The sequence below is a fragment of the Thioalkalivibrio sp. AKL7 genome (assembly GCF_000381705.1).
Taxonomy (GTDB): Bacteria; Pseudomonadota; Gammaproteobacteria; order Ectothiorhodospirales; family Ectothiorhodospiraceae; genus Thioalkalivibrio; species Thioalkalivibrio versutus.
On record NZ_KB906952.1, the window covers coordinates 23,810 to 50,066 of the forward strand.

Consider the following 26,257-nt stretch of genomic DNA (forward strand, 5'->3'; position numbering starts at 1 on the left):
CCCCGTCAGCCCCCGTCCCCGGGATCTTCACCGCCGGCGCGCAGACGCTCCAGACGCTCCGCCAGCGCGCGCTCGGTACCATCCCGGCGCGGACTGTAGAAGCGCGCTTCTTCCAGCCCTTCGGGCAGATAGACCTGTCCACGCGCAAACCCGTCCGGTTCGTCGTGGTCGTAGCGATACCCGGCACCGAAGCCCTCGGCACGCATCAGCTCGGTCGGGGCATTGCGCAGGTGCAGGGGCACGCCCGCGCTGCCGCTGTCGCGGATCGCGGCCCGCGCGCCGTTCAGCGCGGCATAGGCGCTGTTGCTCTTGGGTGCGGAGGCCAGTTCGATCACTGCCTGTACCAGCGCCAGATCGCCTTCCGGCCGGCCCAGACGTTCCATGGTCTGCCAGGCCGCCAGCACCCGCGCACCGAGGCCAACCGCGGCCAGGCCAATGTCCTCGTAGGCCATGCGCAGCAGGCGACGACCGAGGTAGTCCGGGTCACAGCCCGCATCCAGCATGCGGGTGAGCCAGTACACCGCGGCGTTCGGATCGGACCCGCGCACGGATTTGTGCAGGGCGGAGATCTGGTCGTAGAAGGCATCGCCCTGACGGTCGAAGGCCAGTGACTGCGCCCCCATCACCGCGCGCAGCGCGTCGCCGGTGATGGCGCCATCGCGCGCCAGGTCCGAGGCGGTCTCCAGCCAGTTCAGGGCACGCCGGGCATCGCCATCGGCGGCGCGTGCAAGACGCTGACGCTCCTCTGGGTCCAGCGTCAGGCCACGCCCGCCCAGACCGCGCTCGGGGTCATTGAGGGCCCGGTCGATCAGGGCCTCGATGGCCTCCGCCCCGACCGCCTCCATGCGATAGACCCGCGCGCGCGACAGCAGCGCGCTGTTGAGTGCGAACGAAGGATTCTCGGTGGTCGCGCCGACGAAGGTCAGCGTACCGTCCTCAATGTGCGGCAGCAGGGCGTCCTGCTGGCCCTTGTTGAAGCGGTGGATTTCGTCGATGAACAGCAGCGTCCCGACACCATTGCGGCGGCGGGCCTTCGCGGCTTCGACAACCGCACGGACGTCCTTGACCCCCGCCAGCACGGCGGACAGCGTGACCAGGCGCTGGGCTCCGGCCGCCGCCACCAGCCGCGCGAGCGTCGTCTTGCCGCAGCCGGGCGGGCCCCAGAGGATCATCGACGGGGTCTGGCCCTGCTCGATCGCCTGGCGCAGCGCGGCATCGGCGCCGACCAGGTGGTCCTGGCCGACCATCTCGTCGAGACGCGCCGGACGCATGCGCTCGGCCAGCGGCGCCGAGGGATCCGGGGCTACCGGGGCCGGTTCGGGTTCGGGCGAGGCCACGTCCGGATCGGGGCCGAACAGATCGCCTTCGGGGGAATCACTCATGGAGGGATTGTAACCCCTCGAGCCGAAGAGCCTTGTTCACCACGAAGTGCACGAAGGTACGAAGAAGGGCTATTGAACCACGGAGGGCACGGAGACAACCCAAGGGGGTATCACAGCCCATGGGTAGGATGCGTTGAGCGAAGCGAAACGCATCAACATCGATCACCCGGAATATCGCCGCCTTCCGACCGATGCGTTTCGCTGCGCTCAACGCATCCTACGCTCCCTGAAAGCCTTTGTTTTCTCCGTGGCCTCTGTGCGCTTTGTGGCAGATAACCCGCGAGCGGACCTCGCTCAAGGCCGATAGATGTCGGTCCCGGCCGGCGGGTCGAAGGTGAACACGCCCGGGTCGAGTTCGCCATTGCGTTCGGTCTCGTGGAAGAGGATCACGGTCTCCTGGCCGAAGATGTCGCGGAAGGCCATGCGGGTCAGGTCGCCATCCGCGGTCAGGTCCAGGTCCAGACTGGTGAAGTCGGCCTGTTCGTTGCGCGGCACCAGCACCAGGCGCAAGGCATCGCCGCCCGGCACCGGGCGCAGTGACATGCGGAAGTGCTCGTCCAGACGCTCCGGCTGGGTGATCGCGGCGATCGGCGTGGCGTCGAAGGCATCCCCCAGCGGGCGCACCGTGGCCTGCGACAGGTCCGGGTCGTACATCCACAGATCCTGCCCATCGGAGACGATGGTCTGCGGGAACGGCTCGGTCACCTCCCAGTGCAGGCGATTGGGCAGCCCCAGCTGCATGCGGCCATCGGACTCCTGCAGCACGTAGCCGGTGTCGTCGCGCACGGTCTGGGTAAATTCGGCGGAGAAGCTTTCCAGGCCATCGACAAAGCGATCCAGCGCCGCGCGGGCATCCTCCATACCGCGGTCGGCGGCCAGGGCCGGAACGGCGGTCAAGGCCAGTACCAGGCCAAGGGACAGGGCCCGCCAGAGGGCGCCCGGACACGTAAGGGGACGAGCGTTCATGCAGTCTCCAGGATGGATGAGTATGCGATTCATGATGCGCCGCGAGGCTTAACCCGGCGTGAATGTGTCGCACAGGGATGACGAACCGCGTCACGCGATCAGGGACATGGACACCAACCACGCCCTCGGGTTCGGGGCGCTCAGTCGTTCGGGCCGGGAACCAGGACCTCGCGATTGCCGTTCGACTGTACCTGGCTGACCAGGCCGGCGGCCTCCATGTCTTCGACCATGCGCGCGGCGCGGTTGTAGCCGATCTTCAGCCGGCGCTGGACGAACGAGATCGAGGCCTTGCGTGACTCGATGACCACCTGCACGGCCTGATCGTACAGCGGGTCCGATTCGTTGCCGTTCCCCTCGGGCGACTCCAACCCCGGGATGCTGGCCGCACCGGCCTCGGGCTCGTCGAGGATTGCGTCGTTGTAGTCCGGCTCGCCGGTGGACTTGAGGTACTCGACCACCTGATGCACCTCGTTGTCGCTGACGAACGCGCCGTGCACGCGCTCGGGCATCGCCTTGCCCGGCGGCAGGTAGAGCATGTCGCCGTGACCCAGCAGGTGCTCGGCACCCATCTGATCGAGGATGGTGCGCGAGTCCACGCGCGAGGAGACCTGGAAGGCGATGCGGGTGGGGATGTTCGCCTTGATCAACCCGGTAATCACGTCCACCGACGGACGCTGGGTGGCCAGGATCAGGTGGATGCCGGCGGCGCGGGCCTTCTGCGCCAGCCGGGCGATCAGCTCCTCGACCTTCTTGCCCACCACCATGATCATGTCGGCGAATTCGTCGACCACAACCACAACGAACGGCAACGGCTCCAGTTCCGGCGCCTCGGTCTCGGTGATCGCCTCCTCCGGCTTGAACAACGGGTCCTTCAGTGGCTCGCCACCGGCCTGGGCATCGCGCACCTTCTTGTTGAAGCCGCCGATGTTGCGCACGCCCATCGCCGACATCAGCTTGTAGCGCCGCTCCATCTCCGCCACCGCCCAGCGCAGGGCGTTGGAGGCATCCTTCATGTCGGTGACGACCGAACACAGCAGATGCGGGATGCCCTCGTAGACCGACAACTCCAGCATCTTCGGATCGATCAGGATCAGGCGGACGTCTTCCGGCGTGGACTTGTACAGCAGCGACAGCAGCATCGCGTTGACGCCCACTGATTTCCCGGAACCGGTCGTCCCGGCGACCAGCAGATGCGGCATCTTCGCCAGATCCGCGATCACCGGCCCGCCGCCGATGTCCTTGCCCAGCGCCATGGTCAGCGGCGACTTGTTCGAGTCGAACAGATCCGAACGCAGGATCTCCGAGAGGGCCACGATCTCGCGGTTCTCGTTGGGGATCTCCAGCCCCACCGTGGACTTGCCCGGGATCACCTCGACGATGCGCACCGCCATCACCGACAGCGAACGCGCGAGATCGGTGGACAGCCCGGAGATGCGCGAGGCTTTCACCCCGGCCGCCGGTTGCAATTCGAAGCGGGTGATCACCGGCCCCGGCTGCACCGCAACCACCTCGACCTCCACACCGAAGTCCTTCAGCTTCAGTTCCACCAGGCGAGAGAGCGCCTGCAACGACTCCTCGGAGAATCCGTCGGGCGGCGGCGGCGCCTCGTCCAGCAGGGCCAGCGGCGGGTGTGGATCCGCGCCCGTCCCCTCGGAGAACAGCGGGACCTGCTTCTCCTTCTGCACCCGCGGGCTGGGTGGCGGCGCCTCGATACGCGGCTCCACCCGCGAGGGCATGCGCTTCTCGGTACGCTTGCGTTCCTTCTCTACCCGGGTCTCGCGTTCGGCCCGTTCGCGGGCACCGATACGGCGGTCGCGGGCCGAGTCGATCGCCACGCGGGCACGCTCCCAGCCGCGCACGGCCAGCTGGCCGAGACGATCCATCAGCAGGAACCAGGAAAGCCCGGTAAACAGGGTCACCCCGGCCAGGAACAGCGCCAGCAGAACCAGTGTCCCGCCCACCAGGCTCAGCCCGGCGACCGCCCAGCCGCCGAACAGGTCGCCGAGGATGCCGCCGGCATGGACCGGCATCCCGCCCGGCAACAGGTGCAGCGCGGCCAGGGCCGAGCCGGCGATCAGCGCCACGATCAACGCCAGCCCGCGCACGGTGAGCTCCATGGGGCTGGCGATCTGCGCCTCGCGGCGATGCCGGAACAGCCACCAGCCAATACCACCCACGGCCAGCGGGATCAGGTAGGCCAGATAGCCGAGCAGATGAAAAGCGATATCAGCGAACCAGGCGCCCGTGGTGCCGCCCAGATTGCGCAGACCCTCGCCGTCGCCGGTGGTCGACCAGGCGGCATCGCCCGGGTGATAGCTCGCCAGCGCCACCAGCAGATACAGCGCCAGCATGCCAAAGATCAGCAGCGCACCCTCGCGCAGCCCACGCAGGAGTTGCCCACTCAGGCTCGGCGGTGCGGCCGGCTCTGCCGTCTTGCTGCCCTTGGCACCCTTGCCCCCGGATTTGGCCTTGCTTGCGGCCATGCGCTCCCCACTGGTCCGGCCCGCGGCGCGGGCAACTTTTCAAGGAAGCGCTGAATAAAGCCATCCTGGCTTTCTCAGCGCACGCTGCACTGCAAACGCGGTTTGCAGCTTGCTTCACAATCAACCCCCTGCGGTGGTCGATTGCGGCGGCACCTCCTTGTGCCGCCGGGAAACGCCGATGAATCGGCGTTTCCCGGGATCATCGCGCAGTTTACCGGTTAAAACGTTCTTCGGGGGGCCAGACCTGCCCAGCCTGAGAACCGAGTCCGGTCCGATCGCTTTCCGGCAGGCTGCCTCGGCTCAGCGAGCCCTGCCATTACAGGAGCGGGCCTGCCCGCGAAGCCCCCGCCCGTGTCGGCAAAGGCCCATCCCTCAGTCCCATCGATAACCCCATACCGCAAACACTGGGTCCGCATGCTTCAGCCGGCCGGCATAGGGATCATCCGCCGGCCGCGGCAGGCCGCGCAGGGAAAAGGTCGCGAGACCCGCGAAACCGGCGCGCAGGAACAGGTCCAGCACCAGCCCCATGCGCTCGAAGTCGTACAGGCGTTCCCAGACCGCAACCGCCTTGGTCGGGAAGCAGCGGTTGGAGAACGTCACCACGAACACCCCGCCCGGGCGCAGCACCTCGCGGACCGCGTGGAACACCGCCTCCGGCTGCGTCAGATACTCGACCGACGCGGTACAGGCCACGGCGTCGAAGCTCCCCGCCGCATACGGCAACTCGGGCTGCACATTGAGGTCCTGCACATGCGCGGACGCCAGGCAGGGGTTGTCCGCCAGCTCCTGCGTGTTCATACCCAGCCCGATCACCGCTTCCGGCGTCTCCACCCGGTCCAGGTGCGACTCCCAGCTGCTCATCAGGTCGAGCACCCGCGCACCGGGCGGGATGCAGGCGCCATACAGTGCGGCGATCTCGGCGCGCGCGGTGGCATCCAGGTGGTGTACCCGGCGGGGTTCGGCATAAAACGCGGCATCGGGGTCCGGATCCTCGCGTTCCAGCGCGCCGTCGGTCCAGAAGTCGGTCGGCCGTCCGCGCCAGCGGGCCTGCATGCCCGGCCCGCGGGCCGTCAGCAGCCGGGCCACATCCACCGAGTGGTCGTCATCACGCCCGTGGGCGTGGCGGGCCATGACCCGCGCCTGCAACCGCAGCTCATGGTCCGCCAGTGGATGGTTCAGATCCGCCACCAGGCGGTCCTCCTCCAGCGCCCCGACCCGGAACAACTCGCGATCCCCGGCATCGATGCCCGCATGGCCGGCAATGAACGCCCTCGGGTAAAAACGACCGGCACGGGGCTCCACCCGGCGATGCCTGCGCAGGCCACGATTGAACGCCGACGCCGGGAGCTCCCGCACCCGATCCACCTCGGACGGCGGGACCAGGGCCGCGGCTGACGCCCGGGAGGCCTCGTGTACCGCCCCCACTCCCAGCCCGTGCAGGGCGGCGCCCAGATCACCCGGCCAGTGGTCCCGCTCCGGCAACAGCCTCGGCAGAAACAGACATTCGCGGTGACGGGCCTCGTCACTCGCCCAGTCCAGCATGAACCCGATATCCGCTACGTCGCCCGGGTTCGACCGGGATGGCGCCTCGATCCAGTTGGCAAACGGGTCCCGCATGGGCTCTCTCCTGACGCGGCAACACGGACTGCCACGGTGACAGCGTACCGGTTATGGTACGACCAAGCCCGCACCGGAAGCTCGCATGCCCCGCTCCCTGATCGCGCCCTCCGCACTGCTCGCCACGGCCCTTTGGTTGCTCGCCGCCTTGCTGGCGATCCCCGCCGCCCAGGCCCAGGAGACGGGGGCCAGCGCCGCCGACCTCGATTCCAACCTGCGCGTGGGCACCCGCTTTGTGTCGCCGTTCGTGATCGCCCCGGACGCGGCCGACGCGGCCCCGACCGGCATCGCGATCGAGCTTTGGGAACGGGTAGCGGAACGCCTGGAACTGGACTACGGGTACCGGGAGGTCAGCCTCGAGGCATTGATCACAGGCCTGGGGGACGACCGCATCGATGTCTCGGTCGCGGCCCTCACCGCGACCGCCGAGCGCGCCGAGCGCGTCGACTTCACCCATCCGTACTACAGCACCGGGCTGTCCATTGCCGTGCCCCAGCAGGGCAACCCGGTCGCCGGCGCCCTGCGGGCATTCATCTCGATGCCATTCCTGATGGTCATCCTCGCGCTCGCCGGCCTGCTCCTGCTGGTCGGCGCACTGCTGTGGCTGTTCGAGCGTCACCGCAACGCCGACGAGTTCGGCGGCAGCTCCGCACAGGGGCTGGGCTCGGCCTTCTGGTGGGCCGCCGTCACCATGACCACGGTCGGCTACGGCGACAAGGCCCCGCGCACCCTGCCCGGCCGCGCGATCGCGCTGGTCTGGATGTTCGCGGCCCTGATCCTGGTTTCCACCTTCACCGCCGCAATCGCCACCACCTTGACCGTCAGCTCACTGGATACCGGCATCCAGAATGTCTCCGACCTGGAGGGCCAGCGCATCGCCACCATCGGCGGCTCCAGTGCCGCCGCCTGGCTGGACGACCAGGGCTTCGCCTACCGCGACCACGCGGACCTGAGCTCCGCCCTCGACGCGGTCGCCAACGGGCACGCCGACGCGATGGTCTATGACGCCCCGCTGCTGCGTTACCAGGTGCGCGAACACTTCGCCGGTCAACTGGAGGTGCTACCCGTCGAGTTCCTGCGCCAGGACTATGCCCTGGCCCTGCCCCAGGGCTCGCCGCTGCGCGCCCCGATGAACGTGGCTATCCTCGAGATTCTGGAATCCGACGAGTGGCAGCGGGTGCTGCGCCGCTACCTCGGTAATTGACGCGAACCGCAGCAGGGAGAGACGCCTCATGGCGGAGACCTTTCTGGTGGCCATCATCGACCAGGACCGCGAAGAACAGGCCCTGGCCATCGCCGACGAAGAAGGCGGCGCGGACGGCACGGTGTTGCACGGCTCGGGCCTCGGCTTCCCCGAGCACATGACCTTCCTCGGTGTGACCTACCAGGGCAACGAATCGGTCTGTGTATGGCAACTGGAGACCGAGCAGGCCGAACGCATCGCCCGCCGTCTGAACCTGGAGATGGACTTGTTTCAGCCCTACAACGGACTTGCCTTTACCCTGGATACCGCCGCGCTGCAGGGCATGGAATTCGTCGGCCACCTGACGCATACGCCCTGACACGTTCCGAACGCCGGAGACTTCGCCATGCAATTCGTTCTGCTCGTCGCCGTAGTCCCTCGCAGTCAGGCCGATCGCGCCATCGAGATTGTTCAGCGTGTCGGAGCCGCCGGACTGACCCTGCTGGACGGTCAGGGCATCGCCCAGCTGCGGCGCAACCCGGTGATGGACCTGAAAGACTCGTCCGGCCGCAAGGTGTTACTGATGGTCCTCGAGGCCGGACTGGCCCGACGCATGCTGGAGCGGCTGGACACGGAACTGGACTTGAGCCAGTTGGGCAACGGCTTTGCCGTCACCCTGCCCATCAAGGACATCGCCGGGATCAAGCCGGAGCAGATCGAACACCTGCTGCGCACGCTCCCGGACGGCCCCGCGTAGCCTTCAACGCCAGGGCGGCTCCACGCCCTCGACGCGGTATTCGCGGCGCAGGGCGCGCATCAGGCTGAAGCAGCAGAAGACCAGGATGATCGCGACCGGCAGCCCGGCGGTCAGCGAGCCGGTCTGCAGGCTGTCCAGCGCGCGTTCGCCGCCGACGATCAGCAGCGTGGCAGCCACCGCGCCCTCGATAATGCCCCAGATCACACGCTGGCGCTTGGGCGAGTGCTTCGAGCCGCGCGAGATCAGCGCATCCACCACGAAGGTACCCGAAGCCGAGGAGGTGATGAAATAGGTCGCGATCAGCAGCGTGGCGATCCCGGAGGCGAGGGTCGTCCACGGCAGCTGGGCCAGGGTCGCGTAGAGGGCTACGGTGGTGTCCTCGGCGACCGCAGCGGCGATGCCCGCGCCTTCATCGAACAGCTCCATGTGCAGCGCGGTCCCGCCGAAGATCGCCATCCAGGCGAACACAAACAGCGTGGGCAGCGCGAGCACGCCGACGATGAACTCGCGGATGGTACGCCCGCGCGAGATGCGCGCGATGAAGATGCCCACAAACGGCGACCAGGCGATCCACCAGGCCCAGTAGAACATGGTCCAGTCCTTCTGCCACTCGGAGCCGCCGATTGCGTCGGTGTACAGGCTCAGCTCGATCAGCTGCTGGAAGTAGCCGCCGGTGGAGTCGAGCAGGAAGCGCAGGATGAACAGCGTCGGCCCGGCAAACAGCACGAACAGCATGAAGCTGATCGCCAGCACCAGGTTGAACACGCTGACCCACTTGAGCCCGCGATCCAGTCCGGAGAGCACCGACAAGACGGCCACCGCCGTGATCGCTGTGATGATGCCGACCTGGTACCAGTGCGAGACCGGCATGTCCACGAGCACGTTGAGCCCGGTGTTGAGCTGCATCGCGCCGAAACCCAGCGAGGTGGCCAGCCCGAACAACGTGCCGAACACCGCAAGGATGTCGATCACGTGCCCGATCGGGCCGTAGATGCGATCCCCCAGCAGCGGGTAGAAGATCGAGCGGATGGTCAGCGGCAGGCGGTGGCGGAAGCTGAAGTACGCCACCGACAGCCCCAGCACCACGTACACCGCCCAGGCATGCAGCCCCCAGTGGAAGAAGGTGTAGACCATCGCCTGGCGCGCGGCCTCGGCGGTCTCGCCATCACCGGTCGGCGGGTTCTGATAGTGCAGGACCGGCTCGGCCACGCTCCAGAACACGAGGCCAATGCCCATGCCGGCCGAGAACAGCATCGCGAACCAGGCGGCGAACCCGAATTCCGGCCGGTCGTCCGGCTGCCCCAGCCGGATCGCGCCGTAGCGGCTGAACCCCAGCCAGACCAGGAACCCGAGGAAGAACGTGACCACCAGCAGGTAGCCCCAGCCGAGGTATTCGGTAATGAATCCGTGGATGCCGTCGAACACCATGCTGGCGGTGGACGGCAAGGCCACCCCGAAGGCAACAAACACCACCACCATGATCCCGGAGGCGGTGAACACGGTGGGGTTGACGGTGGAGAAAAAGGCTTCCGGGCGGTACTGGCTCATGATGAACGGCCTGGCTTCAGTCCGGGGATGGGCATCAGTTCGACGCGTCGGAGTCCGGGGTGCCCGCACAAAGCCCGCCGGTCAGATCGGCCTTGGCCAGCACATGCCCCTCGGCCGCGACGTCGAACTGCGTACGCGTCGCACCCGGCGCCAAATCCAGCGCCTCATCCAGGGCGAGCAGGCGGAAACGATAGTGGTGGCAGCCCTCCGGCGGGATCGGGCCCAGATACCCGGCCTTGCCGAAGGCATCCAGGCCCACGCGCCCCTGACTCGGCAGATGCAGCGAGTCCACCCGATGCGTGTCTGGCGGCAGGTTCCAGACCAGCCAGTGCGTCACCTCGCCCAGCGGCGAATCCAGGTCCTCGAGGATCAGCGCGAGGCTCTGTGCGCCATCCGGAACCTCATGAATCTCCAGTGGTGGCAGCTCGTTGGCATCGCGGGCCGACACCTCGGTCGGCATCACTTCGCCGTCACGGAAGGCAGGACTGATCAGCCGCATCCCCTCGTCTCCTGTATCCACAGATCCTCAGCCTCCCCCGCCGCCGCCAGCGGGTCAACCGCCGCGAGACCGGATCGCGACCGGAATTGCTCCCGGTCAACGAACCAACCCCGCACGGTTGCACACAGAGCCCGCTCCGTGCGTACACTTCGAGACATGGCACAGCTCACCTTCAAGGGCGCGACCGGCGAGGTCACCGGGTCGCGCTATCTCCTCGAGACCGACGGCGCCCGCATCCTGCTGGAATGCGGCCTGCATCAGGGCGGCAATGACGCCGACGAGGCCAACCGCGAACCGCTCGCGGAACTCGCCGGTCAGCTCGACGCCGTCGTCCTGTCCCACGGCCACCTGGATCACTCGGGGCTCCTGCCCAAGCTGGTGCGCGACGGCTACCACGGCCCCATCTACTGCACACCGGGGACCGAGGAGTTGCTCGAGATCATGCTCGAGGACGCCGCCTTCGTGATGAGCAAGGACATCGAGTGGGAGAACAAGTGGCGCCGGCGCGCGGACAAGCCCCTGGTCGAGCCGGTCTACGACATCGACGACGTCGCGACCACTCTGGGACTCTGCAAGGCCGTGCCCTACGGTGACACGCAAACCATTGCCGGCGACATCCGGCTGACCTTCCGGGATGCCGGGCACATCCTCGGCTCCGCGATCGTCGACCTGATCGTGCCGTCCGGCGGGCGCGACCGGCACCTGGTCTTCTCCGGCGACCTGGGCAACCCCGACGCCGTGCTGATGCACGAACCCGCGCGGATGGAACACGCAGATCACGTGCTGCTGGAAAGCACCTACGGCGATCGCGACCACCGGCCGATGGACGAGACCATCGAGGAATTCGCGCAGATCCTCGCGGAGGCCGCCGCCAGCGGTGGCAACGTGATGATCCCGGCCTTCGCGGTCGGGCGCACCCAGGAGATCCTCTACCACCTGGGCATGCTGCACCACGCCGGGCGCCTGCCGCAGCAGAAGGTATTCCTCGACAGCCCGATGGCGATCAAGGTGACCGAACTCTACGCGCGGCTGCACAAGTCGCTGAAGAGCGAGGATATGGAGCGCCTGCACAAGGCCGCGAACGGCGACCCGAGTGGCTACCTGCCCGGGCTGCAGGTCTGTCGCACGGTCGAGGAATCCATGGCGATCAACCGCATCACCGGCGGCGCGATCATCATCGCCGGGGCCGGCATGTGCAACGGCGGGCGCATCCGTCATCACATGAAATACAACCTGTGGCGGCGCGAGGCGCACCTGGTCATCGTCGGCTTCCAGGCCTCGGGTACGCTGGGACGGCGGCTGGTCGATGGCGCCGAGCGGGTCAAGCTGCTGGGCGACGAGGTCGCGGTCAACGCGAAGGTCCACACCCTGGGCGGCTTCTCCGCCCATGCCGGGCGTACTCAGCTATTGGACTGGGCACGCGGCTTCCGCGACCAGCCGATGTTCCACCTGGTTCACGGCGAGCCGGAGGCGCGTGATGCGCTGGCTGCCGGACTGCGCGACGAGCTGGGCGCCGAGGCCCACGTGCCGGCCTTTGGCGAGACCATCACGCTGTAATCCGCTCGCATGCCGGAGGCCGAAGCCGTCAGCACCTACGCCCTGATCGCCGGCTTCCTCGGCGGTCTCGGGCTGTTCCTGCTCGGCATGACGCTGCTGACCGACGGGCTGAAGACCGCCGGCGGCAAGGCCCTGCAACACATCCTGGGCGTGTGGACGCGGACTCGCCCGCGCGCGCTCGCCTCCGGGATGGGCGTGACCGCGCTGGTCCAGTCCTCCAGCGCGGTCACCGTCGCCACCATCGGCTTCGCCAACGCGGGGCTTTTGACCCTCGGCCAGTCGGTCTGGGTGATCTTCGGCTCCAACGTCGGCACCACCATGACCGGCTGGCTGGTCGCCCTGATCGGCTTCAACATCCGGATCGAGGCCTTCGCCCTACCGGCCATCGGCATCGGCGCACTGCTCTACCTGTTCATGAAGGCCGCACGCCCGCGCTACCTGGGTCTGGCCCTGGCCGGTTTCGGCCTGCTGTTCTTCGGGATCGACGTGCTGCGCGAGACCTTCGAGGGCCTGAGCGCGACCTTCGACCTCGGCGCCCTGGCGCGACCGGGCTTTGTCGGGCTCCTGATCATGGTCGGCATCGGTGCGCTGCTGACGGTGCTGATGCAAAGCTCGTCCGCGTCAATGGCGATGGCCCTGACCGCCGCGATGAGCGGCGCGGTACCGCTAGAGGCCGCAGCCGCCGCAGTGATCGGCGCCAACCTCGGCACCACGGTCAAGGCCCTGCTGGTCGTCATCGGTGCCACCCCGAACGCCAAGCGCGTCGCGGCCGCGCACGTGATGTTCAACGGCCTGACCGCGCTCGTTGCGCTGCTGATCCTGCCGTGGTTCCTGGCCGTGATCGCCTGGATCTGGGGCAGCACCGGAGAGGCCCCGGCCCCCGCGGTGCTGCTGGCGCTGTTCCACACCGCCTTTAACCTGCTGGGCGTGGCGCTGATGGTCCCGGTCGCCCCGCCGATGATCCGCTTTCTGCAGACGCGCTTCCGCACCCGGGAGGAAGACATCGCCCAGCCGCGCTTTCTCGACAAGCACAGCGGGGGCGTCCCCGATCTGGCGCTGCAGTCGTTGTTACAGGAAACCGAGCGCCTGGCCGACATCAGCCACTCCATGGCGCGCGAGGCCCTGCGCCCGGACCCGCCGGCCGCGGGCACCCTGGACGCGCGGCGGGCCGCGGTGGAACAGCTGACCGCTGCCATCAGCGATTTTGCCGCCCGCACGGCCAACCACCCGATGCCCGAGGCGGTCGGGCACGGCATCGCCGAGGCGGTACGTATCGCCCGCTATCATCGCGAGACTGCGGTGCTGGCCGACCAGATCGCCGAGCTTCGCCGCCACTCGACCGGCGAGGAACGCCCGATCGTCAGCGAACAGCGCCGCGCCTGGCAGGAGCAAGCGATCCGCGCCCTGGATCTCGCCAACCTGGAAAGCGAGAACGGCAGAGACCTGGCGGCCACCGAGGCCGTAAGCACGGTGGAGACGGCCTATGCCGAACTGAAGGCAGCCCTGCTGCGCGAAGGCACCTTCGGCTCGCTGAGCATGACCGAGATGGAACGCCAACTCCGCATCATCAGTATGGCGCGACGCCTGGTTACCCAGGCCGACAAGGCCCGCCGCCACACCGAGGCCCTGGAGGACCAGATCCAGGGGCTGCGCAAGACGCTGGAACCGGAGAACGCATGATCGACGCCGAAGCGATGCAGGACGCCATCACGAACCACCGGGCCGAGCCGCTGATGTTCGACGGGCTGGAATACGCCCGGCTGCTGGAGCCGGTGAATCACTACCCGCGCGGTTCCGTGGTGCTTCCGGATGGCTCGGTGGTCCCCGGCTACCCGGCCATCGGGCGCATCCAGTCGCTGGAGGCCGGGCTACCGCGCCAGTTCGATCAGCCGTTCTGGGCGGAGGAGAAGATCGACGGCTTCAACGTGCGCATCCTGCGCTGGGAAGGCCGGGTCGTCGCCTTCAGCCGGGGCGGGTTTGTCTGTGCATTCAGTACCGACCGGGTGCCGGATTTCGTGGACCTCGCGGTGTTCGAGGCGGAACCCGATCTGGTGCTGTGTGCCGAGATCGCCGGACCGGACACGCCCTATCTGGAGGGCTCCACCCCGCGCGTCGCGGACGACGTCGGCTTGTTCGTGTTCGACCTGATGCGGCTCGGCCAGCCGGGCTTTGTGCCGCAGGACGAAAAGTTTGCACTGATGGAGCGCCATGACCTGCCACCGGCGCCGCTGCATGGACGGTTCACGCCCGCAGACACCGAGGCCCTGGGCCGCCTGATCCGGCAACTGGATGCCGAGGGTGCCGAGGGCCTGGTACTGAAGACCGCGGATGGCGAGCACCGCGCCAAGTACGTGGCCGGGGGTTCCTGCATCAACGACATCCGCGTGTGTTCCGAACAGCTGCTGGACCTGCCGCCGGAGTATTTCACCAACCGTCTGACCCGCCTGGCCATCTTTCTCGCCGAACACCCGCCCGCGGAGCGCGCCGCCGTGGAACGCGAACTGGGCGCGGCCCTGCTGTCCGGGCTGGCGACCGCGGTGGACAAGAGCCGGCGCGAGGGACGCGTCGGCCACACCTACCGCTGTCGGTTCCGCGAGCGTGCCGGGGCCCAGCGCTTCATCGATCACATGCAGGCCACCGGCGGACGCCATGTGCGCTTCCTGCCGGACACGCCGCGCCAGGAGGCGAACGGCTACTGGCTGCTGGAGTTCGAGCGCCTGTTCGACCGGATCACCGGCACCCTGGCCTCGGCCCTGGCCGGTGAACGGCAGTACGACTGAACCCGGGAAGCGCTCAGAGCTCGCGCGAGTGGCCGCCGGACTCGGCCAGGTTCTCCATCACCCTACGCAGGTAGTCGGCGGTGACCAGCTTGATGCCCATGCGGTTGCCCAGCTTGCGCATGCCCTCGTCGGCGCTGGCCAGCTCGGCGTCCAGCTCCATCGCCAGCAGCACGGCATCGACGTCCTCGCGCGAATCCACCAGCCCCTTGCGCATCGCCTCGCGGAAACGCTCGCGCAGCTGGGTGATCAGCTCGGGCTTGAGCGATTCGGCCGCCCCCGCCTGGCGGGTATGCTCCTCCGCAATGCGCAGGCCGCGGTCAATCCGCGTACGCACCTCGTCGATGAATTCGTAGAGGATGTCGCTCGGCAGCATCAGGGCGAAGCGCCGCGGCGAACGCACCCAGACCACGGTCTCGAAATCGGCCGCCATGGCCTCGAGGTCACGCATGCCGCGAAACTCCTCGTACACCGACAACGGCATGTAGAACTCGGCGGGGCAATGGCGCGCCAGGGTGAGGAAGGTCCGCAGGATGTCTTCGGCATCCTCGCCGAACTGCCCGGCCACATGCGGGTTGGTGAAGACACTGGTATCCAGCACGAATCGGCGCATCACGACCTCCTGTCGGCTCCCTTCATCATCGGCAGGGGCCAGCGGCCCGTCAACCGGCGCGGATCCCCCGTCCGCGAGGACGGGTATGGCATAATCAGCGCGTCATTTCCCAGCCGGACATGGATTGCCCTTGGCCACCCGAGCGGAAGTCGAAAAGTTTCTGGAACGCCTGCGCGAGGATCTCGAACGTCACCAGATCGAGATCCCGACCCTGCCCGATGTCTCGGTGCAGGCATTGTTCATCACCCAGGACGAGTCCAGCTCCATTGTTGACCTGGTCAACCTGATCTCGCGCGACACGGCCCTGGCCTCGCGCCTGGTACGGCACGCCAACAGCCCGGCCTATCGTGGACTCACGCGCTGCGCGACCATTCGCTCCGCCGTCACGCGCCTGGGGATGGAACGCGCCCGCCAGACCATCATTGCGCTGTCGATGAAGGAGGTCTTCCAGAGCGGGAACGAGATGATCCGCGCACGCATGGAAGAACTGTGGAACCACAGCCTGGAGGTGGCGATCATCAGCTATCTGCTGGCCCGCCGGCACCCGCACCTGGACCCCGATACCGCACTGCTCGCCGGGTTGGTGCACGACATCGGCATGATCCCGATCCTGCGCCGCGCGGAGAAGACACCCGAGATCTACGAGGACCCGCGCGCCCTGCAGGCCGCCGCCGACGCCGCGCATGTCCCCATCGGCCGCGCGATGCTGAAGAACTGGAATTTCGAGCCGGAGATCATCCGTGCAGTGGCCGAACACGAGAACCTCAAGCGCGAGCCGGAGGATGGCGAACCGGTCAACTACAGCGACATCCTGCAGGCGGCCAACATCGAGAGTCACAACGCCACGCGGCATCGCCTGGCCTCCATCGACCGCAACGCGGTTGCCGCCATCCGCCGCCTAGCCGCCAAGCCCGGCACGACCCAGCTGAACTGGGAAGACGACGCGATCGGTCTGGAACACGTAAACCAGATGATTGAGTGAACCCCGCGCAGCGGGGGCGGTCTTCTCCTTACTTCCCAGGAAGGACGTCCGCATGCCCGCCATTCTCCAGCTCGTCTACGCCTCGCGCGCCACGTTTCGCGAAAACACGTCCAACCAGGGCATCGAGCCCGAAGTCAGTCGTATCCTGATGCAGTCGCGCCAGAACAACCCGCGCAGCGGGATTGTCGGCGCGCTCTACTACGGCGACGGGCACTTCTTCCAGTGCCTGGAGGGCGACCCGGATGCGGTGCGCGAAACCATCGACCGCATCCGCCGTGATCGTCGCCACGAAGAGGTCCGGGTGCTGCGCGAGCAGTCACTGGATACCCCGGGATTCGGCGAATGGTCGATGAAATACGTCCCGGCGGCCGTGGACGTTCGCCAACTACTGCAACGCTTCGGCCAACGCCGGTTCGACCCCTTCGCCTTCGACAACGACCGCATCGACGCGATGCTGGACCTCCTGCGCCACGGGCGGGATACCGCGCACGCCGAACCCGAGCGACCGGCGCCGGCCAGTCCCCAAGACGCCGCCCGCCGCACCAATCGCCTGTTGTTCGGCGTTGGGCTGATCGCAGTCGCGATTCTGGCCGGCGTGATCGGGGCTGCCGCCTACCTGCTGCTGGCCACCTAGGGAAACACTTCGCGCGCGCTCGTCGCTCGCGAGATGCGCGCATTCGGAACCCACCCCGATGGCGCCCTTCGCCCGGCCTTCATGCACCCCGCGCGCATACAACCCCGGGATTGGCGCACGCACCTCACCTATTGCCAAGGCCCCCGGTCCACCCCACCACCGGCTCGCGGCGTTCGAATACGCAGTCCGCAAGAGCCATTTCCATGGTGCTTCACGCTCCCTCCCGGGTACGTTCAGGTCCTGTCGTCCGACCCGCCACGCCGGGGCACCTTGACCCATCGCTTTTTAGAACCGCAAATCCCTTCACATTTTCAACACTCAGCGACCACAAAGAAGGCGAACGGCCGCCGTCAGTGTGCCAGCGAACAGACCCGTTAACGTCCTGCGCCTATTTTGAACCCTCATCCTGAATCCGCTGCAACGTGGCGATTCAGTCCCCTCCCGGCAATGTCGCCAGGAAGGACAGGTTTTGATGAAGCCGTTAAAACGGACATTTTTCCAAGCCGGGATATCCGTTTCGAAGGAGATTCACATGAACAAGCTACATTCATTTGCCTTTTACGCTTTGGTCACCCCAGCCATCACCCTCGGCGCAGGTTCTGTGCTGGCACAGCAGTACGATGAGCAGGACGTTGATCGCGAAGCGCAGAGCACCCAGAGTGAACAGGGCCAGCGCGCCGGCCAGTCTGACTCGAAAAGTGCGGAAGATTACCGTGCCACCCGCGACGAGGCTCGCATGCAACACCGCGGCTATATGGACTCTTCACCGGCCAACAGCATGCACGTGAGCGAGCTGATCGGCACTGATGTTAAAACCACGAGCGATGAAGATCTCGGTTCGGTCGATGACCTGATCATTGACGAGAACGGCCAGGTCGTCGCTATTGTGATCGGTGTTGGCGGATTCCTGGGCATGGGCGAGAAAGACGTCGCCATTGGCTGGGGTCACGTGACCACCTCCGGCTCGGCGGATGATCGGGAGCTTCGCGTTGACGTAACCCGTGAAGAGCTGCGCTCTGCGCCGGAGTTCGAACGCCGCGATTGATCGCAAGCACAACCCAGATCTAGTGGGATGACCAGACGGCAGGGGCGAAAGCCCCTGCCTTTTTTATGCCTGGACTCCACAGCTCCAGTACCACATACCTGCACGCGATAGTGTTCGCTGTATCGATTTCCGCCCGGCCGCGTTCTGCTCGTCCTGTACTACACGGCCGAAAATGCTGCTGCCCTGCGCACTGCCTCGATATCGTCCTGCAATGACATGGCGTGTTCGGAGCGGGCCAGTGCCATGCGTGGATGCCTTCTGGCGACCGCGATCATCGCCTGGTCATCGGTCTCGGCCAACGCACAAAAAGCCTTCTGCAGTCGGATCGCAACTTCAACGAAACCGGCACCGTCACGAGCCAGAGCCGTACATGCGTCGTCGAACAAGTCGTCGACCTCCAAGCTCGGCACGAATACCCGGTCATAGGTGATTTCCGCCACCCTGTCCTTCTCCAGCGGTGATACCCAAAGTGTAAACAGCCGGACCATTGATCCGGTTACATTGATCGCAGTCCCCCGATCATTGGTGCCAGGCGACAGCGCCTTGTCGGCGATCTCCGACAACGCGACAAGCGCGAATGTCTGTCCACTTCGCCTCCAGCATCCTTGCACACGCGCTCTTGATCCCAAGGCCTTCCAGGGCCTCTGTATATGTTGGGCAGCGCACAGACCCATCCCCGGGCTTGCCCTAGTTTGGAAGCTTCAAGCTGCCTCTACTGACCGCGTGGAAGAGGCCGACAACGAGCGGTACCACTACCTGGAGATTATCTGATGAACAAGGATCAAACCAAAGGTCATGGGAAAGAAGCCAAAGGGAAGCTAAAAGAAGTTGCTGGCAAGGCTACCGGCGACAAGAGCACCGAGGTCAAGGGTAAGGCCGAAAAGCATGCTGGCAAGGCGCAAGCCAAGTACGGGGACCTCAAGAGCGACGCCAAGAAGAAAACCGAATGATCGGCTCTGCACCCGGCGCGAAAGGTGGCCAAGAAGCCTCCAACGACACGCATGTCGGACCCACGCTAGTGAGCGCCAGCACCATTACCGGTGACGAGGTCTGCAACCTGCGGGAAGAAAAGCTCGGCAAGATCCTGGACGTGATGCTTGACATCAGCGAGGGCGAAATACGGTATGCGGTCCTGGCCTCAGGCGGTTTTCTAGGCATGGGTGACCGTTTATTCGCGATCCCGTGGAAGGCCTTGAAGCACGACAAGGAGCACAAGCGATTTTTGCTTGACGCCGATCCCGAGTGGTTGAAGAACGCACCAGGGTTTCCCAAGGATGAATGGCCCAACATGGCCGACGCCACCTGGCATTCAACTGTGGATTCCTACTACGCCAGGGATCACGCTGCAGGGTGATCGCGCGAGGTACCGGTGGAACCTTGTGGCCGGCTTAACCGTGTGGGCGCCCCCATGCATGGTGGACACTCTTAACGGTCGCGGTTTCCAGCACCGCGACTTTTCCCGAACGCCATCATTGAATAACGGATTAACGACCCCTCATCCATTAGGACGATTAACCATGGCGACTAATGAAACTCTGGCACTGAACAAGATCCTCGCAGTTGTTCTGATTGTTGTGGGCCTGATCCTGCTGTTCTTTGCGTATCGCTCCTCCCAAAGTCTCGGCGACCAGGTGACCGAGGCCGTTACCGGCCGTTTCACGGACTCCACGATTTGGTTTCTGGTCTTGGGCGCGGCTTCCGCAGCGGCCGGTGTTGGGTTGTTCTTCTTCGGCAAATCGTCAAGGACCTGAGCCAGGCCCCGACAATGCCCCACGACACGGAGGAATCCCTCGATGAAGGGGGCAGGAGGGCTGCTCAGGACCGAGCCGGGTTACGCCCGCGTAAACGACTGTTCAACGCGGCCGAGCTTCGCTTGTTCCGCTATACGGCGGTCTTGCTGTCCCTGGTGGCGTTGACCGCGCTGATTGCGGTTGTTGCGTGGGCTCTAGGCTGGATACTGAGTACGTTCTACAACCTCCTGCTGTCGCTCTCGCTCGCAGGCATCTTGGCGCTGGTGCTTCATCCAGTGGTGAATTTTCTCGAGACCCGGCTTCGCTTGCCCAGATGGCTGGCCATCATGCTGCTGATGGCGATCTTCTTTCTTGGGGTCGGCGCCCTGTTGTTCTTTCTTGTCCCCACCCTGACCGCCCAGATCGTTCAGCTGGTAACCGCCTTGCCCGAGACCCTGGCGCGCTGGGAGGATCATTTTTCTTTTTACTTTCCAGAAATTAGCGCGATGATTTCGGAACGCCTGGAAGCCGGCAAAGGGGGGGAGTCCGAGTCTTCTCTGGAAGTCACCGGAGAGACCGTTATGTCCTATTTGGGGATGTTGGCGGGTATCAGCTTCGTTCCGCTGTTTCTCTTCTTCGCGCTGCTCTCGGGTGACTCGCTGCGGGGAAAGGCATCGGAACTGTTATCCATATTCCAAGGGCGCACTCAGCAGAAAATACTCTATTTCATGGATGTTTTCGTGGGATACATCACCGCCTTCTTCCAGGGCCAACTGTTGATCGCCATGATCATGGGTGCCCTGTATGCGCTCAGCTTTACGCTGATCGGCCTGCAATACGGCGTGCTTGCCGGGCTCGTGCTGGGACTGCTGAATATCGTCCCCTTCCTGGGAACCCTGATCGGACTGTTGGTGATTCTGCCCCTGGCCTACCTTCAACCGGATGGCGGCATTGAGCTATTGATGCTGACCGTACTGGCGTTCGCAGTGATACAACTGATCGAAAGCTGGTTGCTGACGCCGAAGATCATGTCCAACCGCTCTGGCCTGCACCCCGCACTCGTCATTATTTCCCTGTTCTTCTGGGGGACAGCCCTGAACGGTATGATCGGGATGGTACTCGCGATTCCTTTGACGGCGTTCTTTGTGGCCATCTGGGGCGAGATCAAGACCAGCCTGAAACACGCGCTGAGTAGCCGGGAGGACGCACGACCATGAAGGAAACGGATCCCAGTCAGGACGAGGACGGCGGTCACGACCGCAGCCAGGACATCACGCAAATCCTGAAGACCCTGGCGGCGGACATCACTCGCCTTCTTGCGGTAGAGGCGCGGCTGTTCGGACACACGGTGCTGATGATGCTCGGGCTCACCGTGATGATTGCGCTTCTGTTGGTGGGCGGCTGGCTGTTTGCCGGGGCGAGTCTGGTGGTCGCCCTGGCCAGCCTGCAGGCCTTCAGCCTGACGGGCGCGCTGCTGACGGTAACGCTGGCACATCTGGTGCTGGCGGCGCTGGCCTTCTGGCGACTCCGGCACATCACCCGGGACCTCACGTTCCGTGAAAGCCGGGCGAGCGTGAACAGCTTGCTCGTCCAGGCGAGATCGCTCGTTGACGCTGCAGAGCAGCAACCCCCGGAAGCAGAACCGCAGCGCCCCGAGAAATAAGTCGCGGTCAGCGAAGCGGCGAGCCGATCAGACTGGAGGCAATCCGCCAGGCTTTCATCTGGCCTGCCAGGATTCCATAGGCATATTTGATGCCGGGCATATCCAGGCGACCGGCCAACAGGCCACACCCAAAGGCAATGGCCAGCACAGCAGGCCGGCGGGCCAGGGCCCGTGCCCGGTGCAGCAAGCGGTCGATCCGCCAGCGAACAAGGCCGGCACCGTGATCAATTCGGCCGCGCAAATGCGCGGCCTCCTGCCTTAACTGGTGGCCACGGAACACGATCAACGGCGCCGTAAAGCAGCCACCAAGGTCCCCGCCGCGAATGCGAGACCCAGGGAAAGCAAAGGATTTTCCCGCACGAAGCCACTAACCGATTGCAGGGCCTCTTCGGAGTGCTCCTTGACCTTCGCCCCGGCCTCCTTGGCTTTCTCCTCCGCGCTCGCCGCCCCATGGCGGATCCGTTCTTCGGCCTTGCCGGCGCCCCTGGCGGCCTGGTCTACAGTCTCGTGAGCGCGCTCCGAGATGCGATCGGTGGTGGCGTGTTCACTACTGCCTGGTGTATTCATGGCTATTTCCCGTTGCTGTGGTGGGATAAAGGTGGATGCCGATCAGCATCCACCGACAAGCAACGGAAAGTTTCTCGAAAATACCACCACCCGTCTGCGCGGTAGCGAACAAAAGCGCCAAATCCACCACCTTCTTTGAACCAGGCACACCTGACTGCGCTGGATGTACCGTGGTCGCGGGTGGTGTGGGTAATCTCGGGGGACACTGCCGACCGCACCCCGGGCTGACACTCAAGGCCCAGGACTTCGCTCACGGGGGCTACCCGCTGGGGTTCATGGGCCTGCCGGGAGCACTACAAATGGCCGGCAGCAACCCTCCTGCCCTGGGGGATGCCGGCCCTATCACGGCCACTGATAGACACCGCGATTGAGCGCGTCCCGGATGGCCGAGATCAGCTTGTTGCCTCTCAGCGTCGCGCCGGTAAAGGCGTCGATGTCGTCCACCACCTCCTCCGGCGCGTAGAGATCGAATAGGGCCGATAGCGGCCGGCCTTCGAGGTAATCGATGGCCTGACGGTGCTGGCGCATCACGGCATGAAGTTCCTCGTGCTCCTCAAGCGCCAGATAATCCACTCCCTGGTAGCTCAGGTACCGGAACCGGACGTTGTGGAAATGATGGTCCCGCAAATCGAACTGGATATTGACCTGCATCGCACCCCGGTCCGAAAACACGCCTCGATAGCGCCCGTCCAGGTACGTCCCCGGTGACAGGCCGAGCAGCACCCGGCCCGGCGGATGGGTGGCGGGTTGCCGCGTGGGTGCTGGGGCCTCGGGCCGTGCCTGGGGTGCCGGGGCATCGGCAAGTTGCCCGACCCGGTACTGTTCCAGCGTGGCGGCGGCCCTGGGGCTGTGCGGACGCCCGGGCGTCTTGTTGTACCAGCCTTTCGTGGCATCACGGCCGCACCACTCCAGCATCACGTCCTCGGAGCTGGGGTGACGCGGAATATAGTCCGTCACGTCGTACACCTGGCCGTCGATGGCCTTCCAGCAGCTCTCGGCACTGTCGTGGGCAGCGAGTTCGGGTTCCGTCACCAGGCGCTGATCGTCGTGGGTCTCGCGAGTCTCCGCGACCAGCGCGCTGACGGCCCAAAGGGTGATGATCACGGCGCAGAAGGCCACGAACGCGGTGTAGGCAATCTTGTTCACGGTCATAGGAAATCAAACGCCTCCGTATGAATACGGCCCCTGGGTACACCGGCGCGGCTTAGAAGCCCCATCAGGTGCTGCACCATGCCGGGCGGCCCGCAGATGTAGATCTCCCGTTCCGCCAGATCCGGGCAATGGGCGCGGATGAACGCTTCGTCCACGGGGCCGCGATCCTGGAAATAATGGATCTGTGCATCGAAACGCGGATGCCCCTGCGCGATCTCCCGAAGCTCGTCCATGTAATAGGCGCGGTCCGGTCGATTGGCCAGGTAGATCAGGGTGACCTCCGGCCCGGCCCCGGGCTCCCGCTGGAGGGCCCGGGCGCCGGACACGAAGGGCGTAATGCCGATGCCGCCACCGAACCAGAGTTGCCGGCGTTGCGGCTCGCATCGCTCGAAGAACTGCCCGTAGGGGCCCTCGATCTGCACGGCGGTTCCCGGCGTCACCGCCTGCAATGCCCGGCTGGCGTCGCCCAGGGCCTTGATACCCACCCGGACAACGTCCTCGCCTGGCGCCGAAGAGATGGTGTAGGGGTGCTCTTCTCCCCGGCCCGCTTCCAGGCCCGGGTCGTGGGGAGTGAGGTACATGAACTGTCCCGCGGCATGCGACATGGGCCGGCCCCTCGGGGCGAGGGTGATCTCCACCACGTTGGACGCAAGGGCGGTCACGGCCTCGACGGTATAATCATGGCGCCCCAGCCGGGGCGACAGCACCTTGCGCCAGAGCACTGCGGCAACCGCCAAGGCCGCGAGCCCCCACCAGAGCAGCGCATGCTCCACGAGCATGACCGCGTGCGCTAACGCCAGCAGGAACGCGGGCACCGACAACAGGTGCAGACGCTTCCAGCGCTGGTAATGCGGCCTGCCGAAAAACTGAAAGGTGGGCGCGAGAAAGATCACCATCAGCGCCAGTGCGCCCCAGCCCATCCACACCGCCCCGTGTTCAAGGGGCGGAAAGATCACCTGGACGGCCGCTTCCGGAGAAATGGGCAGCGCCCCGAAGGCCAGCCACACCACGTGCAGCATGATCAGGATGAAGGCCGCGAAACCCAGTATCCGGTGCAGGGTCCAGATGCGCGGCAAACCGCCGAACCAGCGATCCAGGCCCGGCAGGCGCACACTCAGCATTGCACCGACCAGCAGCGCGCTCAGACCCAGCACGCCGGCCAGGTGACCGAGCGCCGAGAGCACCTCGGCCGCGCCGGCGCCCGGCCGCGGCCACCAACGCGGCCACGCCACCAGCACCGGCAGCAGCAGCAACACCACGACAATCCAGTCACCCGCTCTGATGCGTCTGAACATGGGATCCGTTTATTCCAGGAAGTCCACCTCGGCACAGTCTAGGTAACCGCCGATCAATGTACACGCTCGCGTTAGTGCACCGTGTCTTCCGAGGCAAGGCGTAGCCCCACGGCCGGTAGTCGTGCTACCGGCCGTGGGCTAAGCAGGATCCTGAAGCCTCCGCTATGACGCCGGTCAGCACCCGCCATTGCGGGTCTTTCCACTCACTCCCACTCGATGGTGGCGGGGGGCTTGCCGGAGATGTCGTAGGTGACGCGGGAGATGCCGGGGATCTCGTTGATGATCCGCCGCGAGACATGGTCGAGGAAATCGTACGGCAGGTGGGCCCAGCGGGCGGTCATGAAGTCGATGGTCTCCACCGCGCGCAGCGCCACAACGTAGTCGTAGCGCCGACCGTCGCCCATCACGCCTACCGACTTCACCGGCAGGAAGACCGCGAAGGCCTGCGAGGTCTTGTCGTAGAGATCCGCCTTGCGCAGCTCTTCGATGAAGATCGCGTCGGCGCGACGCAGCAGGTCGGCGTATTCCTTCTTCACCTCGCCGAGGATGCGCACGCCCAGGCCCGGCCCGGGGAACGGATGGCGATAGACCATCTCGGTGGGCAGGCCCAGCTCGACACCGATCTTGCGCACCTCGTCCTTGAACAGCTCGCGCAGCGGCTCGACCAGCCCCAGCTTCATGTTCTCCGGCAGGCCGCCCACGTTGTGGTGCGACTTGATCACGTGGGCCTTGCCGGTCTTGGAGTCGGCCGACTCGATCACGTCCGGGTAAATCGTGCCCTGGGCCAGCCACTGCACGTTGTCGAGCTTTGCAGCCTGTTCGTCGAACACGTCGATGAACAACCCGCCGATGATCTTGCGCTTGGCCTCCGGGTCCTGGATACCCGCCAGGGCGCTCATGAAGCGCTCCTCGGCATCCACGCGGATCACCTGCACACCCATGTGGCGAGCGAAGGTCGCCATGACCTGGTCACCCTCGCCCTCCCGCAAGAGACCCGTGTCCACGAACACGCAGGTCAGCTGGTCGCCGATCGCCTTGTGCAGCAGCGCGCCCACCACCGAGGAGTCCACCCCGCCGGACAGGCCCAGTACCACGTGATCGTCGCCGACCTGCTCGCGCACCCGCGCGGCCATGTCGTCGATGATGTTGTCGGCCGTCCACAACGCCGCACAGCCGCAGATATCGTGGAGGAAGCGCTCGATGATGCGCTGGCCCTGGGTGGTGTGGGTCACCTCGGGGTGGAACTGCACGCCATAGAAGCCGCGATCCGGATCGGCCATGCCGGCGATCGGTGCGGAATCGGTGGAGGCCATCAGGCGGAAGCCCTGCGGCAGCTCGGTCACGTGGTCGCCGTGCGACATCCAGACGTCCAGCAGGCCGTAGCCCTCCGGCGTAGTGTGATCCTCGATGTCGCGCAGCAGCGGCGTATGGCCACGGGCGCGCACCTGGGCATAGCCAAACTCGCGACGCTCCGACGGCTCGACCCGACCACCCAACTGCGCGGCCATGGTCTGCATGCCGTAGCAGATGCCCAGTACCGGAACCCCCAGCTCGAACACCGCGTCCTCGGCGCGCGGGGGCTGGTCGACATTCACCGACTCGGGGCCGCCGGAGAGGATGATCGCAGTGGGATTGAACGCACGGATGTCGGCCGCCGGCATGTCCCAGGCATGCACCTCGGAGTAGACCCTGGCCTCGCGCACGCGGCGGGCGATCAGCTGGGTGTACTGGGAACCGAAGTCCAGCACCAGAATGCGGTGGGCGTGAAGATCCTGGGTCATGAGGTCATCCGGTATCCCGGCCTGCG

The 26,257-nt window shown here is 65.8% G+C and carries 27 protein-coding genes; 14 read left to right on the forward strand and 13 right to left on the reverse strand.

The genetic code is table 11. From position 1 onward, the window contains the following. Positions 1-5: 5 nt before the first annotated feature. The 4 genes from G315_RS0109900 to G315_RS0109915 all read right to left on the reverse strand — a co-directional run bounded on the left by G315_RS0109900 (position 6) and on the right by G315_RS0109915 (position 6,448). Positions 6-1,382 (reverse strand): replication-associated recombination protein A, encoded by a 1,377-nt coding sequence (locus G315_RS0109900; RefSeq protein WP_018146270.1) that lies wholly within the window; start codon positions 1,380-1,382, stop codon positions 6-8. A gap of 294 nt (positions 1,383-1,676) precedes the next feature. Further along, on the reverse strand, positions 1,677-2,348 hold the full coding sequence (lolA, locus tag G315_RS0109905) for an outer membrane lipoprotein chaperone LolA (RefSeq protein ID WP_018146271.1): 672 nt from the start codon (positions 2,346-2,348) through the stop codon (positions 1,677-1,679). Between the two features lie 140 nt (positions 2,349-2,488). Beyond that, the gene (locus G315_RS0109910; protein WP_018146272.1) at positions 2,489-4,831 is read right to left on the reverse strand and encodes a DNA translocase FtsK; all 2,343 of its coding nucleotides are present in this window, start codon (positions 4,829-4,831) and stop codon (positions 2,489-2,491) included. Between the two features lie 372 nt (positions 4,832-5,203). After that, a complete protein-coding gene (locus G315_RS0109915) occupies positions 5,204-6,448 on the reverse strand; it encodes a methyltransferase domain-containing protein (protein ID WP_018146273.1) in 1,245 nt (414 codons plus the stop codon). Between the two features lie 85 nt (positions 6,449-6,533). Here G315_RS0109915 and G315_RS0109920 point away from each other — a divergent pair, with 85 nt between their 5' ends. Genes G315_RS0109920 through G315_RS0109930 form a run of 3 tightly spaced genes read left to right on the forward strand, consistent with a single transcriptional unit; the run spans position 6,534 to position 8,388 of the window. Continuing rightward, a complete protein-coding gene (locus G315_RS0109920; protein ID WP_018146274.1) occupies positions 6,534-7,652 on the forward strand; it encodes a transporter substrate-binding domain-containing protein in 1,119 nt (372 codons plus the stop codon). Between the two features lie 28 nt (positions 7,653-7,680). Then, the gene (locus G315_RS0109925; protein ID WP_018146275.1) at positions 7,681-8,010 is read left to right on the forward strand and encodes a hypothetical protein; all 330 of its coding nucleotides are present in this window, start codon (positions 7,681-7,683) and stop codon (positions 8,008-8,010) included. Between the two features lie 27 nt (positions 8,011-8,037). Next, on the forward strand, positions 8,038-8,388 hold the full coding sequence (locus tag G315_RS0109930; RefSeq protein ID WP_018146276.1) for a hypothetical protein: 351 nt from the start codon (positions 8,038-8,040) through the stop codon (positions 8,386-8,388). A 3-nt stretch (positions 8,389-8,391) separates the two neighbouring features. On the opposite strand, the gene G315_RS0109935 is transcribed toward G315_RS0109930, so the two are convergent. Continuing rightward, positions 8,392-9,936 (reverse strand): BCCT family transporter, encoded by a 1,545-nt coding sequence (locus G315_RS0109935; protein ID WP_018146277.1) that lies wholly within the window; start codon positions 9,934-9,936, stop codon positions 8,392-8,394. A 34-nt stretch (positions 9,937-9,970) separates the two neighbouring features. Further along, on the reverse strand, positions 9,971-10,435 hold the full coding sequence (locus G315_RS0109940; RefSeq protein ID WP_018146278.1) for a YbhB/YbcL family Raf kinase inhibitor-like protein: 465 nt from the start codon (positions 10,433-10,435) through the stop codon (positions 9,971-9,973). Between the two features lie 156 nt (positions 10,436-10,591). Here G315_RS0109940 and G315_RS0109945 point away from each other — a divergent pair, with 156 nt between their 5' ends. The 3 genes from G315_RS0109945 to G315_RS0109955 are packed head-to-tail and all read left to right on the forward strand — an operon-like array spanning position 10,592 to position 14,772. Further along, entirely contained in the window at positions 10,592-11,992 is a 1,401-nt protein-coding gene (locus G315_RS0109945; RefSeq protein WP_018146279.1) for an MBL fold metallo-hydrolase RNA specificity domain-containing protein, read from the forward strand. A gap of 9 nt (positions 11,993-12,001) precedes the next feature. Then, positions 12,002-13,672 carry a Na/Pi cotransporter family protein gene (locus G315_RS0109950; RefSeq protein WP_019612447.1) on the forward strand — a complete coding sequence of 557 codons (1,671 nt, stop codon included), beginning with the start codon at positions 12,002-12,004 and terminating at the stop codon, positions 13,670-13,672. Beyond that, the gene (locus tag G315_RS0109955; protein ID WP_019612448.1) at positions 13,669-14,772 is read left to right on the forward strand and encodes an RNA ligase; all 1,104 of its coding nucleotides are present in this window, start codon (positions 13,669-13,671) and stop codon (positions 14,770-14,772) included. The genes G315_RS0109950 and G315_RS0109955 overlap by 4 nt, the downstream gene beginning before the upstream one ends. A 13-nt stretch (positions 14,773-14,785) precedes the next feature. Here the strand turns inward: G315_RS0109955 and G315_RS0109960 are convergent, their stop codons facing one another. Further along, complete coding sequence (locus G315_RS0109960; RefSeq protein WP_018937979.1) at positions 14,786-15,382, reverse strand: RNA ligase partner protein; 597 nt, start codon at positions 15,380-15,382, stop codon at positions 14,786-14,788. A 130-nt stretch (positions 15,383-15,512) separates the two neighbouring features. On the opposite strand from G315_RS0109960, the gene G315_RS0109965 reads away from it, so the two are divergent. From G315_RS0109965 to G315_RS0109975, 3 genes are all read left to right on the forward strand, one after another. After that, positions 15,513-16,364: an HDOD domain-containing protein gene (locus G315_RS0109965; protein ID WP_018167949.1), complete on the forward strand. Its 852-nt coding sequence runs from the start codon at positions 15,513-15,515 to the stop codon at positions 16,362-16,364. Between the two features lie 52 nt (positions 16,365-16,416). Beyond that, positions 16,417-16,998 (forward strand): BLUF domain-containing protein, encoded by a 582-nt coding sequence (locus G315_RS0109970; protein WP_019612449.1) that lies wholly within the window; start codon positions 16,417-16,419, stop codon positions 16,996-16,998. Positions 16,999-17,530: 532 nt separating this feature from the next. Continuing rightward, complete coding sequence (locus G315_RS0109975; protein WP_018146285.1) at positions 17,531-18,043, forward strand: PRC-barrel domain-containing protein; 513 nt, start codon at positions 17,531-17,533, stop codon at positions 18,041-18,043. A 158-nt stretch (positions 18,044-18,201) separates the two neighbouring features. On the opposite strand, the gene G315_RS0109980 is transcribed toward G315_RS0109975, so the two are convergent. Then, positions 18,202-18,717 carry a DUF2254 family protein gene (locus G315_RS0109980; protein WP_255349315.1) on the reverse strand — a complete coding sequence of 172 codons (516 nt, stop codon included), beginning with the start codon at positions 18,715-18,717 and terminating at the stop codon, positions 18,202-18,204. 96 nt (positions 18,718-18,813) lie between these two features. Between G315_RS0109980 and G315_RS0109985 the strand changes: the two genes are divergently transcribed. The 5 genes from G315_RS0109985 (at position 18,814) to G315_RS0110005 (ending at position 21,436) form a co-directional block, all read left to right on the forward strand. Continuing rightward, complete coding sequence (locus G315_RS0109985) at positions 18,814-18,993, forward strand: CsbD family protein (protein WP_018146287.1); 180 nt, start codon at positions 18,814-18,816, stop codon at positions 18,991-18,993. After that, a complete protein-coding gene (locus G315_RS0109990) occupies positions 18,990-19,397 on the forward strand; it encodes a PRC-barrel domain-containing protein (protein WP_019612450.1) in 408 nt (135 codons plus the stop codon). Before G315_RS0109985 ends, G315_RS0109990 begins: the two co-directional genes overlap by 4 nt. Before the next feature lie 163 nt (positions 19,398-19,560). Next, entirely contained in the window at positions 19,561-19,794 is a 234-nt protein-coding gene (locus G315_RS0109995) for a DUF3185 family protein (RefSeq protein ID WP_019568800.1), read from the forward strand. 14 nt (positions 19,795-19,808) lie between these two features. Further along, the gene (locus G315_RS0110000) at positions 19,809-20,990 is read left to right on the forward strand and encodes an AI-2E family transporter (RefSeq protein WP_019612451.1); all 1,182 of its coding nucleotides are present in this window, start codon (positions 19,809-19,811) and stop codon (positions 20,988-20,990) included. Next, the gene (locus tag G315_RS0110005) at positions 20,987-21,436 is read left to right on the forward strand and encodes a hypothetical protein (RefSeq protein ID WP_018146291.1); all 450 of its coding nucleotides are present in this window, start codon (positions 20,987-20,989) and stop codon (positions 21,434-21,436) included. The genes G315_RS0110000 and G315_RS0110005 overlap by 4 nt, the downstream gene beginning before the upstream one ends. A gap of 7 nt (positions 21,437-21,443) precedes the next feature. Here the strand turns inward: G315_RS0110005 and G315_RS0110010 are convergent, their stop codons facing one another. From G315_RS0110010 to guaA, 5 genes are all read right to left on the reverse strand, one after another. Further along, positions 21,444-21,677, reverse strand: coding sequence for a hypothetical protein (locus tag G315_RS0110010; protein WP_018650423.1), 234 nt, complete (start codon positions 21,675-21,677; stop codon positions 21,444-21,446). Between the two features lie 41 nt (positions 21,678-21,718). Beyond that, positions 21,719-22,003, reverse strand: coding sequence for a YqjD family protein (locus tag G315_RS0110015; protein WP_018146293.1), 285 nt, complete (start codon positions 22,001-22,003; stop codon positions 21,719-21,721). A gap of 342 nt (positions 22,004-22,345) precedes the next feature. Next, positions 22,346-23,155 carry a cytochrome b5 domain-containing protein gene (locus G315_RS0110020; protein WP_019612452.1) on the reverse strand — a complete coding sequence of 270 codons (810 nt, stop codon included), beginning with the start codon at positions 23,153-23,155 and terminating at the stop codon, positions 22,346-22,348. After that, the gene (locus G315_RS0110025) at positions 23,152-24,450 is read right to left on the reverse strand and encodes a ferric reductase-like transmembrane domain-containing protein (RefSeq protein ID WP_019612453.1); all 1,299 of its coding nucleotides are present in this window, start codon (positions 24,448-24,450) and stop codon (positions 23,152-23,154) included. The genes G315_RS0110020 and G315_RS0110025 overlap by 4 nt, the downstream gene beginning before the upstream one ends. A 203-nt stretch (positions 24,451-24,653) precedes the next feature. Continuing rightward, positions 24,654-26,231, reverse strand: a complete 1,578-nt coding sequence (gene guaA / locus G315_RS0110030) for a glutamine-hydrolyzing GMP synthase (protein WP_018650431.1) — start codon at positions 26,229-26,231, stop codon at positions 24,654-24,656. Positions 26,232-26,257 lie beyond the last annotated feature (26 nt).

Excerpts from the sequence above, each read along its gene's own strand:
- G315_RS0109900 (WP_018146270.1), bottom strand. The coding sequence starts at position 1,382 with ATGAGTGATTCCCCCGAAGGCGATCTGTTCGGCCCCGATCCGGACGTG.
- lolA (WP_018146271.1), bottom strand. The coding sequence starts at position 2,348 with ATGAACGCTCGTCCCCTTACGTGTCCGGGCGCCCTCTGGCGGGCCCTG.
- G315_RS0109910 (WP_018146272.1), bottom strand. The coding sequence starts at position 4,831 with ATGGCCGCAAGCAAGGCCAAATCCGGGGGCAAGGGTGCCAAGGGCAGC.
- G315_RS0109915 (WP_018146273.1), bottom strand. The coding sequence starts at position 6,448 with ATGCGGGACCCGTTTGCCAACTGGATCGAGGCGCCATCCCGGTCGAAC.
- G315_RS0109920 (WP_018146274.1), top strand. The coding sequence starts at position 6,534 with ATGCCCCGCTCCCTGATCGCGCCCTCCGCACTGCTCGCCACGGCCCTT.
- G315_RS0109925 (WP_018146275.1), top strand. The coding sequence starts at position 7,681 with ATGGCGGAGACCTTTCTGGTGGCCATCATCGACCAGGACCGCGAAGAA.
- G315_RS0109930 (WP_018146276.1), top strand. The coding sequence starts at position 8,038 with ATGCAATTCGTTCTGCTCGTCGCCGTAGTCCCTCGCAGTCAGGCCGAT.
- G315_RS0109935 (WP_018146277.1), bottom strand. The coding sequence starts at position 9,936 with ATGAGCCAGTACCGCCCGGAAGCCTTTTTCTCCACCGTCAACCCCACC.
- G315_RS0109940 (WP_018146278.1), bottom strand. The coding sequence starts at position 10,435 with ATGCGGCTGATCAGTCCTGCCTTCCGTGACGGCGAAGTGATGCCGACC.
- G315_RS0109945 (WP_018146279.1), top strand. The coding sequence starts at position 10,592 with ATGGCACAGCTCACCTTCAAGGGCGCGACCGGCGAGGTCACCGGGTCG.
- G315_RS0109950 (WP_019612447.1), top strand. The coding sequence starts at position 12,002 with ATGCCGGAGGCCGAAGCCGTCAGCACCTACGCCCTGATCGCCGGCTTC.
- G315_RS0109955 (WP_019612448.1), top strand. The coding sequence starts at position 13,669 with ATGATCGACGCCGAAGCGATGCAGGACGCCATCACGAACCACCGGGCC.
- G315_RS0109960 (WP_018937979.1), bottom strand. The coding sequence starts at position 15,382 with ATGCGCCGATTCGTGCTGGATACCAGTGTCTTCACCAACCCGCATGTG.
- G315_RS0109970 (WP_019612449.1), top strand. The coding sequence starts at position 16,417 with ATGCCCGCCATTCTCCAGCTCGTCTACGCCTCGCGCGCCACGTTTCGC.
- G315_RS0109975 (WP_018146285.1), top strand. The coding sequence starts at position 17,531 with ATGAACAAGCTACATTCATTTGCCTTTTACGCTTTGGTCACCCCAGCC.
- G315_RS0109980 (WP_255349315.1), bottom strand. The coding sequence starts at position 18,717 with ATGGGTCTGTGCGCTGCCCAACATATACAGAGGCCCTGGAAGGCCTTG.
- G315_RS0109985 (WP_018146287.1), top strand. The coding sequence starts at position 18,814 with ATGAACAAGGATCAAACCAAAGGTCATGGGAAAGAAGCCAAAGGGAAG.
- G315_RS0109990 (WP_019612450.1), top strand. The coding sequence starts at position 18,990 with ATGATCGGCTCTGCACCCGGCGCGAAAGGTGGCCAAGAAGCCTCCAAC.
- G315_RS0109995 (WP_019568800.1), top strand. The coding sequence starts at position 19,561 with ATGGCGACTAATGAAACTCTGGCACTGAACAAGATCCTCGCAGTTGTT.
- G315_RS0110000 (WP_019612451.1), top strand. The coding sequence starts at position 19,809 with ATGCCCCACGACACGGAGGAATCCCTCGATGAAGGGGGCAGGAGGGCT.
- G315_RS0110005 (WP_018146291.1), top strand. The coding sequence starts at position 20,987 with ATGAAGGAAACGGATCCCAGTCAGGACGAGGACGGCGGTCACGACCGC.
- G315_RS0110015 (WP_018146293.1), bottom strand. The coding sequence starts at position 22,003 with ATGAATACACCAGGCAGTAGTGAACACGCCACCACCGATCGCATCTCG.
- G315_RS0110020 (WP_019612452.1), bottom strand. The coding sequence starts at position 23,155 with ATGACCGTGAACAAGATTGCCTACACCGCGTTCGTGGCCTTCTGCGCC.
- G315_RS0110025 (WP_019612453.1), bottom strand. The coding sequence starts at position 24,450 with ATGTTCAGACGCATCAGAGCGGGTGACTGGATTGTCGTGGTGTTGCTG.
- guaA (WP_018650431.1), bottom strand. The coding sequence starts at position 26,231 with ATGACCCAGGATCTTCACGCCCACCGCATTCTGGTGCTGGACTTCGGT.